The organism is Tamlana sp. I1 (genome assembly GCF_015355625.1).
GTDB lineage: Bacteria > Bacteroidota > Bacteroidia > Flavobacteriales > Flavobacteriaceae > Pseudotamlana.
Genome location: NZ_JACLAF010000001.1, coordinates 50,455 through 68,940, shown reverse-complemented (window position 1 = coordinate 68,940; position 18,486 = coordinate 50,455). Strand labels below are relative to the sequence as shown.

General features: G+C 33.8%; 15 protein-coding genes. 13 read left to right on the top strand and 2 right to left on the bottom strand.

All coding sequences use genetic code 11. The annotated features are described in order from the left end of the window. Position 1: 1 nt before the first annotated feature. Both H6X70_RS00230 and tssD read right to left on the bottom strand, forming a co-directional pair. On the bottom strand, positions 2-1,819 hold the full coding sequence (locus H6X70_RS00230; RefSeq protein ID WP_194765670.1) for a type VI secretion system Vgr family protein: 1,818 nt from the start codon (positions 1,817-1,819) through the stop codon (positions 2-4). A 207-nt stretch (positions 1,820-2,026) separates the two neighbouring features. Then, positions 2,027-2,425 carry a type VI secretion system tube protein TssD gene (tssD, locus tag H6X70_RS00225; protein WP_194765669.1) on the bottom strand — a complete coding sequence of 133 codons (399 nt, stop codon included), beginning with the start codon at positions 2,423-2,425 and terminating at the stop codon, positions 2,027-2,029. 677 nt (positions 2,426-3,102) lie between these two features. On the opposite strand from tssD, the gene H6X70_RS00220 reads away from it, so the two are divergent. From H6X70_RS00220 to H6X70_RS00160, 13 genes are all read left to right on the top strand, one after another. Beyond that, positions 3,103-3,561 carry a hypothetical protein gene (locus H6X70_RS00220; protein WP_194765668.1) on the top strand — a complete coding sequence of 153 codons (459 nt, stop codon included), beginning with the start codon at positions 3,103-3,105 and terminating at the stop codon, positions 3,559-3,561. A gap of 34 nt (positions 3,562-3,595) precedes the next feature. Beyond that, positions 3,596-4,957 (top strand): DUF5458 family protein, encoded by a 1,362-nt coding sequence (locus H6X70_RS00215; protein ID WP_194765667.1) that lies wholly within the window; start codon positions 3,596-3,598, stop codon positions 4,955-4,957. Between the two features lie 248 nt (positions 4,958-5,205). Continuing rightward, on the top strand, positions 5,206-5,628 hold the full coding sequence (locus H6X70_RS00210) for a GPW/gp25 family protein (RefSeq protein WP_194765666.1): 423 nt from the start codon (positions 5,206-5,208) through the stop codon (positions 5,626-5,628). 13 nt (positions 5,629-5,641) lie between these two features. Then, positions 5,642-7,414 (top strand): type VI secretion system baseplate subunit TssF, encoded by a 1,773-nt coding sequence (locus tag H6X70_RS00205; RefSeq protein WP_194765665.1) that lies wholly within the window; start codon positions 5,642-5,644, stop codon positions 7,412-7,414. Positions 7,415-7,419: 5 nt separating this feature from the next. Continuing rightward, complete coding sequence (locus H6X70_RS00200) at positions 7,420-9,858, top strand: AAA family ATPase (RefSeq protein ID WP_194765664.1); 2,439 nt, start codon at positions 7,420-7,422, stop codon at positions 9,856-9,858. A 4-nt stretch (positions 9,859-9,862) separates the two neighbouring features. Beyond that, positions 9,863-10,825, top strand: a complete 963-nt coding sequence (locus tag H6X70_RS00195) for a hypothetical protein (RefSeq protein WP_194765663.1) — start codon at positions 9,863-9,865, stop codon at positions 10,823-10,825. An 18-nt stretch (positions 10,826-10,843) separates the two neighbouring features. After that, positions 10,844-11,719 (top strand): TssN family type VI secretion system protein, encoded by an 876-nt coding sequence (locus H6X70_RS00190; protein ID WP_194765662.1) that lies wholly within the window; start codon positions 10,844-10,846, stop codon positions 11,717-11,719. Between the two features lie 80 nt (positions 11,720-11,799). Beyond that, positions 11,800-12,981: a hypothetical protein gene (locus H6X70_RS00185; protein WP_194765661.1), complete on the top strand. Its 1,182-nt coding sequence runs from the start codon at positions 11,800-11,802 to the stop codon at positions 12,979-12,981. A 58-nt stretch (positions 12,982-13,039) separates the two neighbouring features. After that, the gene (locus H6X70_RS00180) at positions 13,040-13,531 is read left to right on the top strand and encodes a hypothetical protein (protein ID WP_194765660.1); all 492 of its coding nucleotides are present in this window, start codon (positions 13,040-13,042) and stop codon (positions 13,529-13,531) included. A gap of 32 nt (positions 13,532-13,563) precedes the next feature. Further along, positions 13,564-14,019 carry a type VI secretion system TssO gene (gene tssO, locus H6X70_RS00175; protein WP_194765659.1) on the top strand — a complete coding sequence of 152 codons (456 nt, stop codon included), beginning with the start codon at positions 13,564-13,566 and terminating at the stop codon, positions 14,017-14,019. 5 nt (positions 14,020-14,024) lie between these two features. Then, positions 14,025-14,969 (top strand): PKD domain-containing protein, encoded by a 945-nt coding sequence (locus H6X70_RS00170; RefSeq protein WP_194765658.1) that lies wholly within the window; start codon positions 14,025-14,027, stop codon positions 14,967-14,969. After that, a complete protein-coding gene (gene tssR, locus H6X70_RS00165) occupies positions 14,966-17,368 on the top strand; it encodes a type VI secretion system protein TssR domain-containing protein (protein ID WP_194765657.1) in 2,403 nt (800 codons plus the stop codon). Before H6X70_RS00170 ends, tssR begins: the two co-directional genes overlap by 4 nt. Before the next feature lie 3 nt (positions 17,369-17,371). Further along, on the top strand, positions 17,372-18,151 hold the full coding sequence (locus H6X70_RS00160; protein WP_194765656.1) for a DUF5457 domain-containing protein: 780 nt from the start codon (positions 17,372-17,374) through the stop codon (positions 18,149-18,151). Positions 18,152-18,486: the final 335 nt, after the last annotated feature.

Below are 18,486 nucleotides of genomic sequence, written 5' to 3'. Positions count from 1 at the left end.
CTTACCCTTTGCTAACTTTTACATCTGAGCCTCCTTGAAAAGTTGCAACTCCAGCTCCTTGCACATTGATATCGCCATTACCTGCTATAAGATCGACTTCTGCAGCATTAACACTTAAACTACTTTGAATATCAACAATTTTATTACCTTCAATAGTTTCGGTTAATTCTGTGGTTTGCACCGTATAATTTTGCTCTACCACTGTACTCATGTTATTACCTACTCCTATTACCAAATCTTCACTTAATTGAACATCCATATTCTTGGCCTGATGGGTAATCATTTCTGAAGCCCTTATATTAATATTCTTAGCCTCAATATCTATGGTCTCAGGAGCTGATATTCTTATGTTCTTGTTCGCCGTATCAATAAAAATAATATTACTATGCTTATCGGTAATCGTAATAGATTCTGCTTTTTCGGTATCGTTAAATTCAATGGTATGCCCGCTTTTGGTAATGATGCTTTTGTAATTATTTTGGTCTTTTCCGCCGGCTCCTGTACTGCCATTAAATAGGCTTCCCATTACAAATGGACGGTTTGGGTCGTTATAGCGAAAACCAACCATAACTTGGTCGCCCGCTTCTGGAATAAAAACCTGTCCTCTGTTTTGCAAATGATTAGCGCTACTGCCTGCATCGGGAGACATAACGCGCAGCCATGAGGTTTTCATTTCTCCTTTTTGCCATTGAAATTTAACCTGTACGCGCCCTTTTTGGTTGGGATCTTCATTGGACAATACCGTAGCTATTTGCGCAGTAGCTTGTGGTAATGCAACTTCGGGTTCTGGTAAAATATTAATACCAGCTGAAATCGCTTCAAAAGCATTGGCATATTCACTTAGTCCTGAAGCTTCATGTTCAATTTTGGTAATAATATATTCTCCATAGTTTTTAACATCAAAAGCGCCAATACCCCGTTGCGCGGCTGTCACTTTAATGACCGAACCTATGGTAAGACCCTGCTTGGTACTTGTACCACTTAGCACATTGGCTGTGGCCACTTTACTGCCTTGTTTATTTTTAACATAAAGATCTATTTCACTTTTATCTTTTGCTCGTGCAGAGGTATAATCCGTGGCATTTAAAGGGAACAGTTTTTTAGAAGTTTCAAAAGCATAATTACCCAATTCGTTAAGGCCTTGGGCTTCACCTCTAGTTTTCGATTCAATTTCTACATCATCTAATGCATGATAGGAAAACGTAGTACTTTCGCTTGTAATGGCTTTTATATCAATATGAATGGTATCCATATCGGCACCGTACTCTATAGTTATAGGGCGTTCTAGCGTTGGTTTTCCAAAAACAAGTTGCAACCCGTCGTAGTACAACCATTCATTATATTGCTTAGCCAGACGTTGTATAAATTGAAAATGATGCTCTCTGTATTGAGTTTGGTATTCAATAGGATTTGTAAAAACAGGATTTATTTGAGCCGGTATGCCCACGGTGTTTACGGTATCATTGATAATGGTATTCAGGTTTTTATTCAACCAGGAATGCATATGTGTTCCGTTTTCTAGTAAAATCGTTTTAGAAAAACCACTAACCTCCAGTTTTCCATTAAAACCATGATCGTGTACAAGCTTAACATTGGTAATTACCCCTAAAAACTCCGTGTCATTAAAATTAATTACAACCGATTTTCCTAGCCATTTTTTAGATTTATCGAGGGTGTATGTACCTACATTTTCTACCGTATCATAATCGACGGTAATGGTAAAAGTATGGTGTTCATTAATGGATTGCTTCAAATTTATTTTCTCGAAATTAAATAGAAATTCTCCATCTATACTAAGCGTAGTTTTTGGCTTTATCATGGTAGGTTTGGGGTAAATATCAAAAGAACTTTCGTTTAAGGCTATCTAACTTTTCAACGAAATAACGATAAACAGTTTATATAAATTAAGACTTTGAAGCTGTGCTACTTTATTGACTATTATGGTTTGCAGCGCACTAAAAGTTGCCCTTTATTTATATCAAAATAAAAGAGCAAGCCAAACTAAGCCTGCTCTTTTAAAATGTGATTAGGCAACTGGCCAACGGTTGTCGATGGCAGCATTACCAACACTAATTTGTTCAGCCGACACTGTAAAAGAAATGGTCATTGGAACATCTCCATTTACGTCTAATGCTTCTTTATAATACACGATGTATGCATTTTTAAATTCTATTTCTTTCATTTTTGCATCTTCGTCTGTTTTCTTGTAAACAATTTTACCTTCTACAGATTTAAATTGACTATTTAACATCGCTTCGATTAACGACGTGTCTTCTGTAGATTCGATGGTAAGCGAAATTCTTCCGCCATAAACGTTTGAAGAAATTTTTCCTTTTTTATCAGTATCTCTACTGAAGGAGTAATCTGAATTTAATACATCAAATTCTTTTCCACCAATTTCTAATGATGCTCTGAATGATCCCATAATGTGTTCTTTTTAAATTGTTAATTAAATTAATTTAGCCTTGATTTTTTTACTAGTATTAAAATCTTGAACTTTTTAAAATAACTTTAAAAAATTTCTAATTGATACAAAAAATCTTGTCGGGGATATCTTAAGAATATCATTGGAAGACATTCTAGGTAGGATATTTGACAGTTTATTTTATAAAGAAAAAGAGAATTCTAAATTGTCATTTACAGCGCTAAACTAGGCATTAAAAAATCGCATATTAGTATTTGTTAACAAAACTTTAACAAATAAAGGACTACTTAAAATGAAAGAATTACAACTTTTATTTGTCGTCTTTTCGCTTAAACAAAGGCTTTCATCGTATTTTTTTGCCTGTTTTTTCTGATGTTTTTTTAACATTTGAAACCCATTTTAATCTAAAAGGGAAAAAAAGCCTCCAATAGCACGAATATTTAAATATAACCTTTCCTACAAAAATTTTAACATTTCGTAAGTAGTTGCGCTTCATTGATTTATGTTTTTTCTTACTTATTTTATAAGAAAAAGATTTATTTATTGATATAAATTCATTTTATTTAGAGCGAATTTTCGTTAAAAAAGAGAATCAAACTATCATTTTTAGGTTGGATTGCTTTTGAAAATGCCCTAGAAAAACTTATGAATTTTAAAATAAATAAAACCCTTACAATATGTCAATGTACAATTATGGAATTGGTGGAAACGAAGTAAAAGTTGACACCAGTGAAGCTATCGCTAACATTCCTTCAAACAAAACTTTATTAATCCAGAAACTAACCCACGAACCTCCTGTAAGTCCAGAAGCGGTTTACAATCTACAAACCGTAGAAGAGGTTTTCGAAAAATTTCAACCTTCGTTAAATCTTGAATTTCAAGATGAAAATGGAACCGACATAAAAGAAACCATGGCTTTTAAAAACTTAGGTGACTTTGGTGCTAAATCGATAAAAGAAAATAGCCAATTTTTAAGTCAGCTGAACATTGAAAAAGAGCAGAACACTAAAATCACACGTCAATTAGCCTCAAATAGAGGTCTGAAAAAAGCTTTAGAAAATCCAGAAACTAGAGCCGCAATTATCGAGCTGTTAGAAGACTCATTAAAAGAAATTAATGAAACAGATAGCAATTAGTTTAGTATTCACACTTTTAATTTAAAACAAAACCATGGAAGTAAAAGCACAAGAAATAAAAGCGGCTCCAAAACAAAAGCAAAGCACACAAATATCAAATACCTCAATAGATGCCTTAGCAGAATATGGCGGATTTTCATTTTTAGAAAACATCATAGATGGATTTTCTAATTTAAACCCTAAAAGAAAAGCAAGAAGAAACATCTTTCTTAACGATGAACAATGGCAAGCTGAACGAAAAAACCTTTCTAGCAGATTAAACGTTTGGCTAGATTTATTAAAAGATGGCAAAGACATTGAAAACATGCTGGATGTTGCAAAAGACAACGCTGCTAAGGCAGACAAAACTTTAAACAGCAACCTAAAAACGGCCCTTAAAGCTTCTGAAGATTTAGAAAGAGCTTACCGATCTGTCGCTTTCTTTTATAAGAACACAGAATCTGACAAAGTAAAAAATGTAACAATTCTAAATGCCGATTTAGATCAGATAAAAGATTTAGACAACACGCTATTTATTGATTATGTCGCTAACGAATTAAATCAAAATTTCGACCGTTTAGACCTTAGAGAAAACTATGGTATTCTTAGTATTCCAGGCTATTTAGGATCGAATCCTGTTTTAGATAAGTGGTCTAAAATAGCATACGACAATAAAGCTATTTTGGTTACCGATTTTCAAGATTTAGAATCTGCCGATGATGTGGTCGATATCTTTTTTAACGCAAACCATACGGGCGGAGACATTTTTAAATCGAATACCGTAATGTCGTGCAACTGGTTATTAGGAAGAAAAAAAGATGATGTTGTAGGCGAAGAGGAAAATTTATACGTACCACCATCTACCGCTTTGGCAGGAAAAATATACAGCACCTTAATGTCGCAAGTGGTTGCAGGAAAGAAATTTGGAGGTATTAACGACGTGGAAAGCGTGCGTTTTGACCTTAAAAAAGGTGAAATCTCCGAACTAGAAAAAATGGGATTAGTGCCTATGGTTAATGAGTATAGCAAGGTTATGGCATTCTCAGCAAAAACCTTATTTAATGGCGACAACTTAGGCTTACAAACCTACTCGGTAGTTCGCGTATTTGACCACATTACTAAGGTTCTTTTTGATTTCTTAAACCGAAGAGCTTTTGAAAATTGGACTACACGTACAGAAGCCGACCTTAGAAGTCAAATCGTTAAATTTTTAGACGGTATTCAAGGACCTTCAAATTTAATTGAACGCTTTAAAGTCATGAAAATCGAGCAAGACCAAAATCAAAAAGACCGCGTTTTGTTAGATATTCATATCACCCCTTATTTTCCAGCTAAAAGTTTTGTAATTCAACTAGACGGACACAAAGGTGATGGTCCAGAAAATGCAGAATGGCAAAGTGAATACAAACAAGTATAACCATAATATACTTGTTGAGTTTATGAATAGAGATGTTTAATATCATACTTTCTGGTATTAAACATTTCTAATTTGTTTGGCTAAAGGTTGAAATACATAAAAACAGTTAATTCTATGGGAACTTCATTTTAAGAGTAATTAAACTCTTAAAGTTTCATATGCTGTTTTTTATCACAAAAGCACAAATCCTATAAATTTCATAAAATCTCTTCAGGTATTAAATCGAGGTAGACAACTCAATATTTTACATGAAATATATAAAGTTACCCATGGATTTTTCAAATCTGCTCAATGGGAAAAAGGTATGTTCTTTAGAAGAATCTATAGCTCAATATTTAATGATGCTTATAACTAGCAGATATGGCGAAGTTGCAGGAAAAAATGACTTTGGATCTGATATCTGGGAACTCGAATTCAATCAATTGGTTAAGGTTTATGAGTGGGAAGAAAAAGTAAGAGTATCTCTTGTTAACGCCATAGCCAAATATGAAAAGCGACTTTTAAACACCAAAGTTATTGTGGCGCTAAGCGATATAGATACCGATTTAGACTCCAAAACATACTCCCAAGTAAGACGCAAAGCCATAATTGGGGTTACAGGAACCATTGTAAATACAGGGATGCCTTTCAATTTTGACACCTCAATATATGTTAGTCCATTATCTCAATAATTAAGGCATAAGTATGGTTAACAGCAATTATGAAGAAATAAAAGCACGCATGAAAATGCGAGCTATGGAATTATGGGGCATAGATAAAAATCAAATCTTAGACCCTTTAATTGAAATGTTTTTGGATGTGTTTTCTTTTGAATTATCAAAGGTATATCAAGATGTAAAAATATCTGATGCCAAATTATTAGAGCGTATCTCGAAAATATTGGTTAATGAAAACTGGTCTTTACCCATTCCTGCGCATGCATTAATAAGTTTACAACCTTCCGAAGATACAGGAGAAATAAGTAAAAAAACACAGCTTTATTTTCAGAAAATTTCAAAAGGAGATTTTACCGATATTTTTTTCACACCTTTAGATAACCAAGAATTAATCAAAGCAAAAATCTATTGCACAGCCTTCGGGAATCAGCTTACTTTTAATGATAAAAGCAGCTCTAAACCAGCTATAACATCCTATAAAGAAACCTCCGTTTCTGAATACAGCATGTGGGTAGGCATTGATATTGATGAACCTTTGTTAGACAGCCTTAATAATCTCTCCATTAGTTTATTACTAAAAGATTCAAACCTGAATTCTTATTTAAAAATGGCTAAAGTTTATGATTTTGATGAAAACGAAATCCACATCTTTCAAAAAGAAAAAAAACAATCCCTCAAAAAGGAACATTACTACGATGCCATCCATAGGTATTACCAAGATTACCTATATACTCTAGACCTTTCAAACAGTAACAAAAAGAAACACACTTTAGTAGAGCGTTGTAAAGAAACCTTTAATAGTGACGATTTGGAAGCCAATAATAAAAATCTTTTTTGGTTAAAAATTGTATTTCCAGTCGCCTTTGTAAAAGAAGAATTAGAGAAAATTAGCATTTCTTTAAACACCTTCCCCATTGTTAACAGGAAGTTCTCATACCGACAACACAACATTAAAAGAAACGGAAAAATTATTTCCTTGTTTTCTCTTGATGATGAGTTTTTTCTAAACACAGAATCGCTTATTGATGATAACGGCATCGCTTACAAAAGCGCATTGAAAAATGACATTAATAATTTAGCAGGTTCTTTTTCTCTCTATTTTGGAGATATCGAACAATTTGACGAGCGCAACGCTAAATTTATTCTAAATCAGGTGATACAAACCGTTCGAGAAGAAGGCAGCTCATTTTCAGCTATTGGTTACGATTTATTGAACGCCTATTTAGAAGATTTGAACGACAAACTAAATGTACTCGAGAAAAAAGTAAACTACAAATACAAAAATGTTAGTGATAATAATGAAAAAGTATATCTACTAACCATGCCTCACGAAACATCAAATACCTACGAGTGTGCCTACTGGACCACCAATGCCAACTTAGCGAATGGTATAAAAAAAGGCACATTACTTTGCCAATATCAAACCATTGGATTAGAATCGGATAGCATCTTGCTTCAAACCGACACGGTTGGTGGCATGGTAAAAAACGGAACTAAAGAAAAAATAAGCAGCTTTAGGTACGGATTGCTATCAAAAAACAGAATTGTTTCGAATGAAGACATTAAAGAATTTGTGTCAATGACAGTTGGAAACACTATAAAAAGTGTAGCTGTAAAATCGGGAGTAGGCATATCATCTCATAAAAAACAAGGTCTAGTTAGAACCATAAATGTTGATGTAGGCTTGCTTGAAAGTGGCCATTTAAATCATGAAAACAAAAAACGTTTAAGCCATTTTTTACAACTCGAATTACAGAACAAATCGGTTCACAACACCCCCTATCGTGTAAATATAATTTAAGATTAATGATTGAAAATAATTTCAGCCCCAGTTTAGTATCTGCTGTAAGATTAGCAATATCTTTTGCTTCAAAAGACAAACATGCCACCTACGGTGTAGCACACTTGGCTTTGTCCTTACTCATGGAAACTACAGGTGTAAGCGATATTTTGTCTAGCATGGGCAAAGACACAGACTACCTTAAAGAGTGGTTTGAGATGCGAAAAGAAATGTATGAATCTCAAGATGGTGAAACCGGAGAACCGATGCCTGATGTTGAAATAGAAAAGGTTTTTGAAGAATCCGAACGCTCCAAACTACGACTGGGCACCGATTACATTGATGGGGTTTGCATGTTTACGGCTATTATAAGAAAAGGCGTGGTTTACAACGACAAACAGTTGGAAACCATTTCGGTGACTGAAGACGAATTCTATAAACTTTATGAATCGCCAACCCATGCAACAAAACAACTTACCGATAACGAACATGCCGAATTATTGCAGTCTATCCCCCATTGCACCAACCTCATCAATCAAAAAAACTGTGATGAAGGCGCTTTAATTTTAGGCCGCGATAAGGAAATTCGAAGCATTTTAGAAAGTTTAGAACGCCAAGAAAACCGAGGCATTCTTTTGGTTGGCGACTCTGGCGTTGGAAAAACTGGCATTGTAAAAGGTTTAATTAAACACATCGCCGAATCTACAAATCCCTTATTAGCCGAAAAACAAATTATAGGGCTAAACGCCTCAAAATTATTGGCAAATAGTGCTAATGAAAATGAAGTATCTAAAAAGCTGAGTGCTATTTTCGATAAAATTGAAAAGTTAGAAAACAGTTTACTTATTATTGATGACATCCAAATTCTAACGGAAGGAGCTCAAGGCAACTCTGGAACCGTTACAAACTTAATTTCAGCACAACTTAATGAAGGTAAAGTCAATCTTATAGCCACTATTAATCCTGATGCCTACCGAAAAACCATCGAAAAGCATTCTATAAATAGAAAATTGGAGGTTATACAGTTGGAGGAATTAGAGCCATTGGTCTTATTAAAATGCTTAGAAAACCATAAATACAAACTCACGGCTTATTACCAATTAAAAATTGCTGAAGAAGCCATTACAGAATCGGTAATTTATTCCAAACGGTATTTTAAAAAAAATAAGCTACCCTACGGCGCGATTGATTTGTTAGACCGAACCCTAGCTGCGGTTTACATGAGTAACACCAACGCTTTAAAAGAAATTGAAGCTATAGAAACTCAGCTAAAATCTATTAAGTTAGGTGAAAAAAAATCGGTTTCAGAGCTAAAATTTTTATTCCGTTTGGCCACCGATAGAATCAGTCCTGTGGTATTAAACAACATCGCGACCAAGTATAATATTTTAGACATTGAATATGAAGAAGCACTCATCTTAAAGCTAACCGACTATTTAAAAGAAGCTAAAAACATCGCCCTAAAACCTATAAAAGAAGTAACTGCACACGAAGTTTCGGCTTTAGTGGCAAGCATGACAGGAATTCCAATAGGGAAAATTCAGTCTGAAGAAAAAGAGCGGCTTCTTAATATTGAAACCCGTTTACAACAACGCGTAAAAGGTCAAAATCATGCCATTACAACCTTATCGGATGCCATTATAGAATCAAGAAGTGGTTTAAGTAATCCGAAACAACCTATAGGCTCATTTTTCTTTTTAGGCCCTACCGGAACAGGAAAAACAGAACTCACAAAATCGCTTGCTGGTTTACTTTTTGATGATGAAAACGCCATGGTCCGTTTTGATATGTCGGAGTTTAAAGAAGAACATTCTGCAGCTTTATTATACGGTGCGCCTCCTGGCTATGTGGGCTATGAAGAAGGCGGTATGTTGGTTAATAAAATTAGAGAAAAACCCTATTCCATTATTCTTTTTGATGAAATAGAAAAAGCGCATAGCTCTGTTTATGATGTGTTTCTACAAATTATGGATGAAGGCGTGATTCACGATAAATTAGGACGCGAGGGCGATTTTTCAAATGCGATAATTATTTTCACTTCTAATATTGGGAGCGCATGGATTTCCGAACAATTTCAAGCAGATAAAATCCCTGCATCCAACCAGTTAATCGATGTGATGAGCGCTCATTTTAGACCAGAATTTTTAGGTCGTATTACCGAAGTGGTACCTTTTGCTCCAATTAATGCAGAAATTGCACAACTTATATTTGAGCTTCAGTTTAAAAACCTTCAACAGCAATTAGAAAAGCAAAAAAATATTTCACTCACATTATCTGAAGAAGCTACAAAACATCTCGCTGATAAAGGCTATTCAAAAACTTATGGTGCACGACCAATTTCAGGCGTCATTCGTTCTTACCTAAAGAAGGCCATCTCTAGAATGATTGTTTCAGAAAGTGTGATTTCAGGCGATCATGTGCTTGTAGATTATAAGGATGAAAATTTAATCTGGGAAAAACAATAAGCCAATGTTTACAGATTTAAACGACATTAGAAAAAGTGAGATTACCGCTTTTAAAGCAGAGGTATTCTATGAAGAATTAAAATTTGTGCTAGGCAATACTAATGGTAAAGATTTTTGGATTAAAAATCACGGCATGAATTCCAGAGCTTTTTCCAAAGACGTGCTCGATATTACCAGTTACACGCCGCAAAGCATGCAATTACAACAGGATAATATATTTATTCATTTAAGTCGTAATAGCATTTATCATCAATTACCCGAAATTATTTTTCATCCGTTAGTTATTAGTAATGCTTCCATGAGTAATCGCGAGGTTGTAGAAGCCATGCGTGAAAACAGGAAAAAAGAAGAAGAAAATCTCCATTTCTTTACGCCTTTCGACACGGCCTTATTTGATGAAAAACTAAAGCTTACTAATCGGTATATTAATATTTTCACTGATGATTACGCCAAGCAAAACTTATTCGCTTTTGCAACAGCGATTATTAAAAAAGACATTCCGCTTAGTAAAGAACAGCTTTACAAACTGTTTTTAAACCTTTGTAATTCTGAACAATTAAAAGAAAACCTACCTGAATTAGAAACCTTATTCCGATCTATTTTAGGTTTTGATGTGCTTTTAGAATACAAACCTTGTGTTTTAGAAGAAAGTCCTTTTGAAGTTTTAGGACAAGGTGTTTTAGGCTATAATCTTGGAACACAAGGCCCAGTAACTAGTGAGCAAGATGATATTTATGCCACCTTATTACTTGAAGAATCATTAGACTATAAAACCTTAGAAAAACACCGAGAAATTATCGAAAAAATATTAGCGTTTTTCATAAGCGCTAATCGAGCGGTAAAGGTTGCATATCAATTTCCTAAAACCAATGGATTTGAACTTGGCACAACATCATTAGGTTATAACACAAGGCTACTTTCAACACAAAACACAAATAAAACAAACACCTTAAAAACAAGCGCTTAAACCTACAACATCCCTTTTATGAATGTATTATTATTGTTTTTTTTAAAATATTTATTGGCCCCACTCCTACTCATTGCCGCGGGATTTTTACTTAGCACTATTGCTAAAGGAAAAGCGGTACTTAAATTAAAAAAGCTCGTTGTTTTTATCCTGCTTTTATCTATAATACTGGCATTACCAAGTTTATTGGGATGGCTTAAATATGAATTTATTTGGGGTGGTTTATTAATCTCCATAGGCTACTATCTAGCTATAGGAGCTCTTTTTAATTGGTTTTCTCGATCTAAAGCTTTCGAGAGTATCGGTTTTAAAGACAACAAATGGCTCGTCCTACTTGGTTTACTCATTACCGTTATTTTAGCTGCGTGGATTTACTATTTAGTGTTTTCTTGGGTAAATCCTTTGGGTTACGCCATTTGGGCGACGCTTTCTATATTTTGGTTTTTAGTCCCTCCTTTTTATGTGTTTTCAAGAGCCTTGTTTTTAAAAATCCCGAGTCCGTTTTACAAACTTTGGATTATGGATACCGATGCAAACGACGAGGAATACTGGAATAATGTAGACACCTTTAGATTAATGCAAGTCACCGTAAAAATAAAACGTGCTTCTAATGCCTTAGAATATTCTTCCTTTTCGGTAAAACTTCCTGAAGATGTTACGCTTGGCCGATGGTTTAACCGTTTTGTAAGCGATCAAAACATACGTTTTCCTAATAACATTATAGAGTTAGAAGACGAAAACGGGGCTTATGGTTGGATTTTATACACCAACAAATGGCTGCCTATTCCCATTTTTACAAGAATGCTCGATTTTGATGAAGATGTTATTCATAATAAAATAAAAAACAAGAAAGTGTTGTATGTGCGTCGTGTTTCTCAAGGTCAAGAAGATTAAGAGTTGAAAAACGAACTGCTAGCATCAACTAAAACATAAAACAAACTTCATGAAATTCTACAGTTTTAAACTAGAAGCACATGAAGGTTAAAAATAGAATTATCAGTACTATGAAAAACAACAACCATTACGCAGTCAATTGGACAGACGGCGTAAAAATAAATAAAGATCATTTCACCGAAAGTTATTTTAATTCGGTTAACGCACTAAGAGATGCCGTAGAAACAAACATCCATAGTTATGATTATGGTTTATTAAAAGCAAAAAAAGGAGCGCTTTCCGCATTAGAGATTGAAACCAAAACCCATACCGAAGAACGCTTAGTTCTAGAATTACACAGTTGTACTGCCCTAACTATAGGCGGATGTAAAATAGATTTTAGTACCGAAATGTATGGCGGCGAAGTACCAACAGCCACAATTAAATCGAAGGATATAGACACAAATAATAATCTTCAATTTTATTTAATTGTTACTGTTAATCCTTTTGATTTAGTACCTGTTGGCGAACCAGACCCAGAGGTTACACCCCTGCATCACCCCTACGTGCTTCCTAAGGTGCATTTCGAAATTATATCTAAAAGTCAATTCAATAGTAATTTTCTAGAAAAACATTTCTTACTGGTAGGCAAAGTAGAATGGCGCGATGGCAGCTTTATTATAGACCATGACTACACACCGCCTGTGGCTCGTATTATCTATCATAAAACACTGCACGGATTTTATAAAAAAATTGCCCAAATACTGCTGAGATTACGCAATTATTCAGTGCTTATTAACAAGAAAAATAAAGACAAATGGCAAAGTAATGCCCTTGTGCGAAACACCTTTTTATTAAGCAACAAAATTCTAGATTTTGTGAGTCAGCATAGCTATGAATTTAACCAAATTGGCGAAGAACAATCGCCAATTTATATCGGTCAGAAAATATCGGTTTTAGCGAATTATTTACTGAATGAATTAGCCATTATGGAAGACCATGAAAAAGAAAAACTACTTCAATATTACTACGAGTGGATCGATGTTAAGCCATCGGTTTTCGAAGCCACTTTAGGCGATGTAATCGCGATTAAGTACAACCACCAAGATATTAATGACACCCTTAATAAAGTAGACTATTTTATGAGTGTATTAGAAAAATTATGGAAACGATTAAGTGATTTGGAATACATCGGGCAGCGCAAAGATAATATTGTAATTAGTGAAGAAAGCCATACCATAAAACCCTTATCAAAAAATAATTCGTGGTCGATAATCGATTAAAACTTTGATAGCAATCCCTCAAAATTAAAGCAATCTACCAATCCATAACATCTATTAAGTGAAGCCATTAAATCATAAAAAAAGAGTCGCGGCTCAACTGCAATTTGCCGTGGTTTTTTCAATCACGCTTGTGGTTATATTTTGCAGTAGTTTTTTCGCCCTTTATGCCGGAAAACAAGGCATAAGTGTTTTAGAAAGTAAGCATGCGGAATACAATTCGGTTTTTGAAAAACAAGCAAACATTACTTTTTCAATAGATGAAATTACCAAATTAGTCTATAAGCTAAAAAACAAAAAAAGAACCTTGGGCGAGCATAAACAATTTCAAAGTTTAATCTCTCAGCTTAGAATAAATATTGAAAATGAAATCGCCAATACCGCATCCATCACAACCAATCAATTTCAGTTATACAATGAGCTTTTATTTCAAATAAAATCCATTCAAGCTATTATTGATGATTATGAAAACGAATCTGAAGAATACATCTACGACAAAGAATTATTAGAAAAATGTCGTGAAAAATACCGCGAAGATGGTGGTAAAAAATAAACAGAATTCAATTTAGAGATAAAAAACAGTAAATGAAAATAGAAGATTTAAGCGAAAAATTTTGGAGAAAAATTAAATACGTCTTGTTATTTATTTTATCAATGGTGCTCTTGTACATTCTTCAAACAAAATTCATTATAAGAGTTCCGGTTATGGATAACACCGAACTCCTTGAAGCCATTAGTAGCTATGAAACTATCATAGAAAAACAAACCGAATATGCAACGCAAATAAAAACCATTCATGAAGAAGTAACCGCTATGGATTTTGATATTCATCAGGTTCAAAAGCAAGATGAAATCAATCAAAAAATTTTCAGTATCCGATCCATCTTCAAAGAAAACAAAATGAATTCTAAATACTTCTTTGGTGTTCAAGCTGCTAATATTTTACAAATCTATTTTGATACACGCGAAGAACACAGTTCATTAATCAAGAACAAAAAAATCATTGTTGAAAATCTTAAAGAATGTAAAGCAAATATTTAATCATTATGAAGCTAAATAAACGACTTTTTGTTCTAATTCTATTTGCCATTTTAATTAGTATAGCCCTAATCACCGCTATTAAAATGCCCTTTAAAACGCCTATTAGTAATCTCGATTTTACCATAGCCGATTTTAACAAAAACTACAACTATGAAGTTAATGAAGAACTCGCGTTTTTGGTTAACGATGGTAATGCTTACAGTGACCGAAAAATGATTTGGCATTTGGGGAATGGCGATACATTAATGCGTACTCACGACATTAATTACAGCTATAAGAAAAAAGGGAAATATATGGTTACCCTAGAGGTCGACTCCAAATACAAAGTCTCGAAATTAATTGAAGTCATTTCACTTCCTAAGAAAAAAGCCATCGATTCTGTTCCTAGAATTTATGGTATAGATGTGGGTTACGTAGGTGAAGAACTCGTTTTTTCATCTTACAGTCCAGGCGTAGAATCTTGGTTTTGGGAATTTGGTGAGTCTGGCACTGTCGATGCTTATGAAGGCCAAGTGGTTTATGTTTATAAAAATGAAGGCACTTATAATGTTAAACTAAAAACAAACACATCTAAATATCCTGTTTACCATCAAATTAAAATTTTACCACTGTTTGAAGCTATTGAAGAATCTGGGCGTTTAGATTCCTTATCGCTTGCGCAGGAAGATATTAAAACTAATCTGCAAGTTATAGCCGATGCTTCTACCAAAAACACAAACGATTATTACAAAAGCTTAAAACATATAGAAAACCGATACACGTGTAACCAAGCTGATGATGTGGTTGTGGTCGTTAATGGCGCTAGATATAATGATTTATACAGCTATTGCCAAGGCTTGCATTTTTTAGAAGGAAAAGGCACAAAAACAGTAGTTATAAACGAAGTGGCCATTGATACTTTTAATTGTTTGAAAAAAATACAAGTCACCCAAAGCATTATAAATAAATGATTCATCTTATACCATGTACCCCAGCATACCAACGGCGTAAGATTAGTATCTTTTTAATGCTACTACTAAGCACTTTACCGCGCTTTAATTATACTTTAGAAGCACAAATAGGACGCTACTCTAAAATTGATAAACTAGAAAAGCACAGTTTCAACTTTGAAACCATTTCTAATAAAGAAATCAAGCAAAAAAAAGACAAAGGACTTTACACCGTGTTTTCAGATCGGGCTGATAATAAAGTTTATTTTAGTGCTTATGCTCAAATTGAAGGCGATAAACAACAGTTTTTAACCCCGTATTATGTCGTTAATCAAAAAGATGATTATTTAGAATTGGTGGCCAAAAACCCCGATATTATAGGCAAGCCCAAAGGGCTTTTTTCACTTTTCTATGGCGATAAATACACCTTCTCTAAACACAAAGCGGCTAAATACATTGGTTGGATTCATAAAGATTTTGTCCTAGAATATGCGCATCCTAAATTAAGTCCGTACAACTACAAACCCATTAGATATGTTGTTGGAGTACACGATTTAAAAACACTTTATAACATTGAAAACCATGTAAAAAACGATAGTGTTTTTCTTTTTAAAGACCCAAATTTTCAAACAAAAAACACTAAAGCATTGCACCTAGATCAATTCGTGTATTTGTATAAACACAGTGTTGATGAAAAAGCGGTGTTGGTCTCCAACTTGGACAATATGAAACCTGAGGATTCTACAACTAGAACAATGGGTTGGATTCCTAAAGATTTCATGAAAAAAGTTGGACAACAAAGGGTTTATGCTCTTGCTGATGCGGACTCTATTGGATTTTTAAATGAGGACTACAAATCGGTTGAATATGTGCAAAAAAAAGACATAGGCGCCAACCTTATCTTTGATCTTAGCGCACATCGAAAAAATCAGGTGACATTAAATGATACCCTGCAAGTCGTTCAACCATTTGATGTTTGGGACCATTCTGGAAACAAACTTATAAATGTTGATGGCGAAAACGTATTGTTGGCAAATTTAGAACTCATTAAACAAGAGAATAAAATAATTAATTTCCATTATGTTTTTGATTGCAATGCAGACTTAAAGCAGAAACACCTTAAGCTAATGAGTTCGTTGCAACAAATTTGGATTTTACTCAGCACCAACAAAAAATATAATGATTTTGAAATCAGTTTTAGTGCCAGTTCATACGGCTGTGGGCAGTTTTATGCATTTCCAAAAAGCAAATCCTTCTCGGCTTGGATAGATTTTCTTCATAATATTTTTATGGATAACGGCTTGGTAACAACTTCTATTCCCAACACCGAAGGCTTGCAGCAGTGCTTTGAAAATGCCATAAAAGAATTACCACAACAAAGTTTTACCAACAATATCATATTAGTTGCTGGCGAAACTAAGTTTTTCAATTTGCCAGATGTTAAACGCATCACCACGAAGCTCGCTCAAACATCGTCACGATTAATTTTTTATCAATTAGAAAATAAAGCCAACGATAAACATCAAGAATTTACTTTGCAATCCAAAGACATTTTAAACAGGGTGAGCAAGCATCATGCTGATTTTATAAGAGCTTATATCGTTGATAACGCTTTAATAAAAAACGAAAATGTATTTAGCAATATTCCGTCTGTTGATAATATCTACGTATACGACGCCCCTAAAAACAGCAGCTATCAAGGCGGTATTGCATTTCCTAAAATCAACAAAGCTTTGTTAGCAACCTCGCTCGACACGACGATTTCTAGCGTTTTAAGTGCTTCCTTAAAATTTAATTCAGAGTTGGTTAATTCATTGGAATACAACGCTAGCAAATTAGGCTTTCTACGAAGTAAACCCTCAAAAACCATATCCGATTTAATTCTTGAAAATCCTGATTATGCAAATCAATTGGGAGAAGTGCCTAGAAATGATATGCATGAAAAATATTATCTGGATAAAATATACGCACCACGAGACAACCTTAAAACGAATACGGCTTTTTTAATGAGCAAAAAAGAACTTGTTACACTTGTAGAAGCCTATAAATCTTTGATTCCGTTATTACGGAAAATTGCAAAAAGACGAGATCGTGTTCAATTGTATAAAAACTACAGAAAAACGAGTAAGGGCATTAATAAAAAAATCCACAGAAAAACACTGCGAAAAAGTGACGCCATCGCTGATTTATTCTTTATGAAAACGGGGCTGCCCGTAAAAGACAAATATTTGAAAAACACGAAAATTAAACATGTTAAAAGAAAACGAAGAACATCACACTTAGACTTCACAAAAACAATGAAAGCTTTAAGAGAAAAAATTGATGTTTTAGAACAAATCATTTTAAATGCAGATGCCACGTTTTACACCGATGGAAGTGGCGCGAACTATTACCTAATTACCGATAATTATATTTTATAACACATGAGTAAAGCGACTGAGTTACCAATTCATGAAGTGATTGTAAAAATCATGTTTAACGCCGACAGAGAAAAACCCATGGGTTTATCGGCAAGCGATGTACTTTGGAAAATTGATAACCCTGAAGTTTCCGAACGCCATATTCGAGAAGTACTCGATTGGTTAGTTCGTGAAAAAAGAGTAAAACTATACCTTGATAAGTATAGTTTAGATCGCTATGAATTTCTAGATCAGAAAGCAAAACATGAAGAAGAAACTGATGATGCTGATGAAGGCTTAGAACCAAACACCACCTTTTATATCAACCCACCTCGAAAAAAAACACGAGGGCTTAGAAATAAAATAATTTTATGTTCAGGAATATTAGCGCTTCTCTATATGACGTATTTATTCAATAAAATGAATAGAAGTTATGTGCATTCTTCAAAAGAAATCACAACCTCATCTACTTTAAGTCCAGATATACCTGTAAAAAACCTCTATTTATCAGAGGTGGAAGATGAAAAAAATTGGGAGCAAAAATTTAATGATGTTGCCTATTCTTTTTCAAGACAAAATAGCAATAATAAAAATGTTAGTGAAGCCATACATAACATGAGTAAAACCATTGACAGCTTACAAAAACAACACATCTTCAAACTAAATAAGCTTCAAAAACAAATTGATGTTAATATGAATAACAACATCAGCTATACCAATGCATTATTACAAAAAATCATGATTTGTAATTTCATTTTTTTAGCCATTATCGTTTTAACTTTTTTTAAAGGAAAACTGTCTTGAAAACTGTTTAACACCAATTTCGTCCAATACGTTTTTATAAAAATTCATTAAAATCTTTATTTAATATAAAACAATAGGATTATTGATTTTGATATCTTTTATTGAAACGGGTTTTTAAATGGCATATCGAAAATTTATCGTGAAATTTGAAGTGAAAACACCGTAAAATTTAAGGCTGTTTGAGCTAAACGTATTTTAAAATTCATATATAAATATCATAGCGAGTTCCTTAAATTTAGGTGTCGAACGAAAAATTTAGATAAAGATTCGTAAGCCTAGATTTTTTTGGTTCGTTTTTTCATCAATGAAAAAATGAACAACAACATTACTTTGAA

What these genes read in the sequence shown, in the direction of transcription:
- tssO (WP_194765659.1), top strand. Translation starts at nt 13,564, where the DNA reads ATGAAAATAGAAGATTTAAGCGAAAAATTTTGGAGAAAAATTAAATAC.
- H6X70_RS00210 (WP_194765666.1), top strand. Translation starts at nt 5,206, where the DNA reads ATGAAATATATAAAGTTACCCATGGATTTTTCAAATCTGCTCAATGGG.
- H6X70_RS00195 (WP_194765663.1), top strand. Translation starts at nt 9,863, where the DNA reads ATGTTTACAGATTTAAACGACATTAGAAAAAGTGAGATTACCGCTTTT.
- H6X70_RS00230 (WP_194765670.1), bottom strand. Translation starts at nt 1,819, where the DNA reads ATGATAAAGCCAAAAACTACGCTTAGTATAGATGGAGAATTTCTATTT.
- H6X70_RS00170 (WP_194765658.1), top strand. Translation starts at nt 14,025, where the DNA reads ATGAAGCTAAATAAACGACTTTTTGTTCTAATTCTATTTGCCATTTTA.
- H6X70_RS00185 (WP_194765661.1), top strand. Translation starts at nt 11,800, where the DNA reads ATGAAGGTTAAAAATAGAATTATCAGTACTATGAAAAACAACAACCAT.
- H6X70_RS00190 (WP_194765662.1), top strand. Translation starts at nt 10,844, where the DNA reads ATGAATGTATTATTATTGTTTTTTTTAAAATATTTATTGGCCCCACTC.
- tssR (WP_194765657.1), top strand. Translation starts at nt 14,966, where the DNA reads ATGATTCATCTTATACCATGTACCCCAGCATACCAACGGCGTAAGATT.
- H6X70_RS00220 (WP_194765668.1), top strand. Translation starts at nt 3,103, where the DNA reads ATGTCAATGTACAATTATGGAATTGGTGGAAACGAAGTAAAAGTTGAC.
- H6X70_RS00205 (WP_194765665.1), top strand. Translation starts at nt 5,642, where the DNA reads ATGGTTAACAGCAATTATGAAGAAATAAAAGCACGCATGAAAATGCGA.
- H6X70_RS00200 (WP_194765664.1), top strand. Translation starts at nt 7,420, where the DNA reads ATGATTGAAAATAATTTCAGCCCCAGTTTAGTATCTGCTGTAAGATTA.
- H6X70_RS00160 (WP_194765656.1), top strand. Translation starts at nt 17,372, where the DNA reads ATGAGTAAAGCGACTGAGTTACCAATTCATGAAGTGATTGTAAAAATC.
- H6X70_RS00215 (WP_194765667.1), top strand. Translation starts at nt 3,596, where the DNA reads ATGGAAGTAAAAGCACAAGAAATAAAAGCGGCTCCAAAACAAAAGCAA.
- tssD (WP_194765669.1), bottom strand. Translation starts at nt 2,425, where the DNA reads ATGGGATCATTCAGAGCATCATTAGAAATTGGTGGAAAAGAATTTGAT.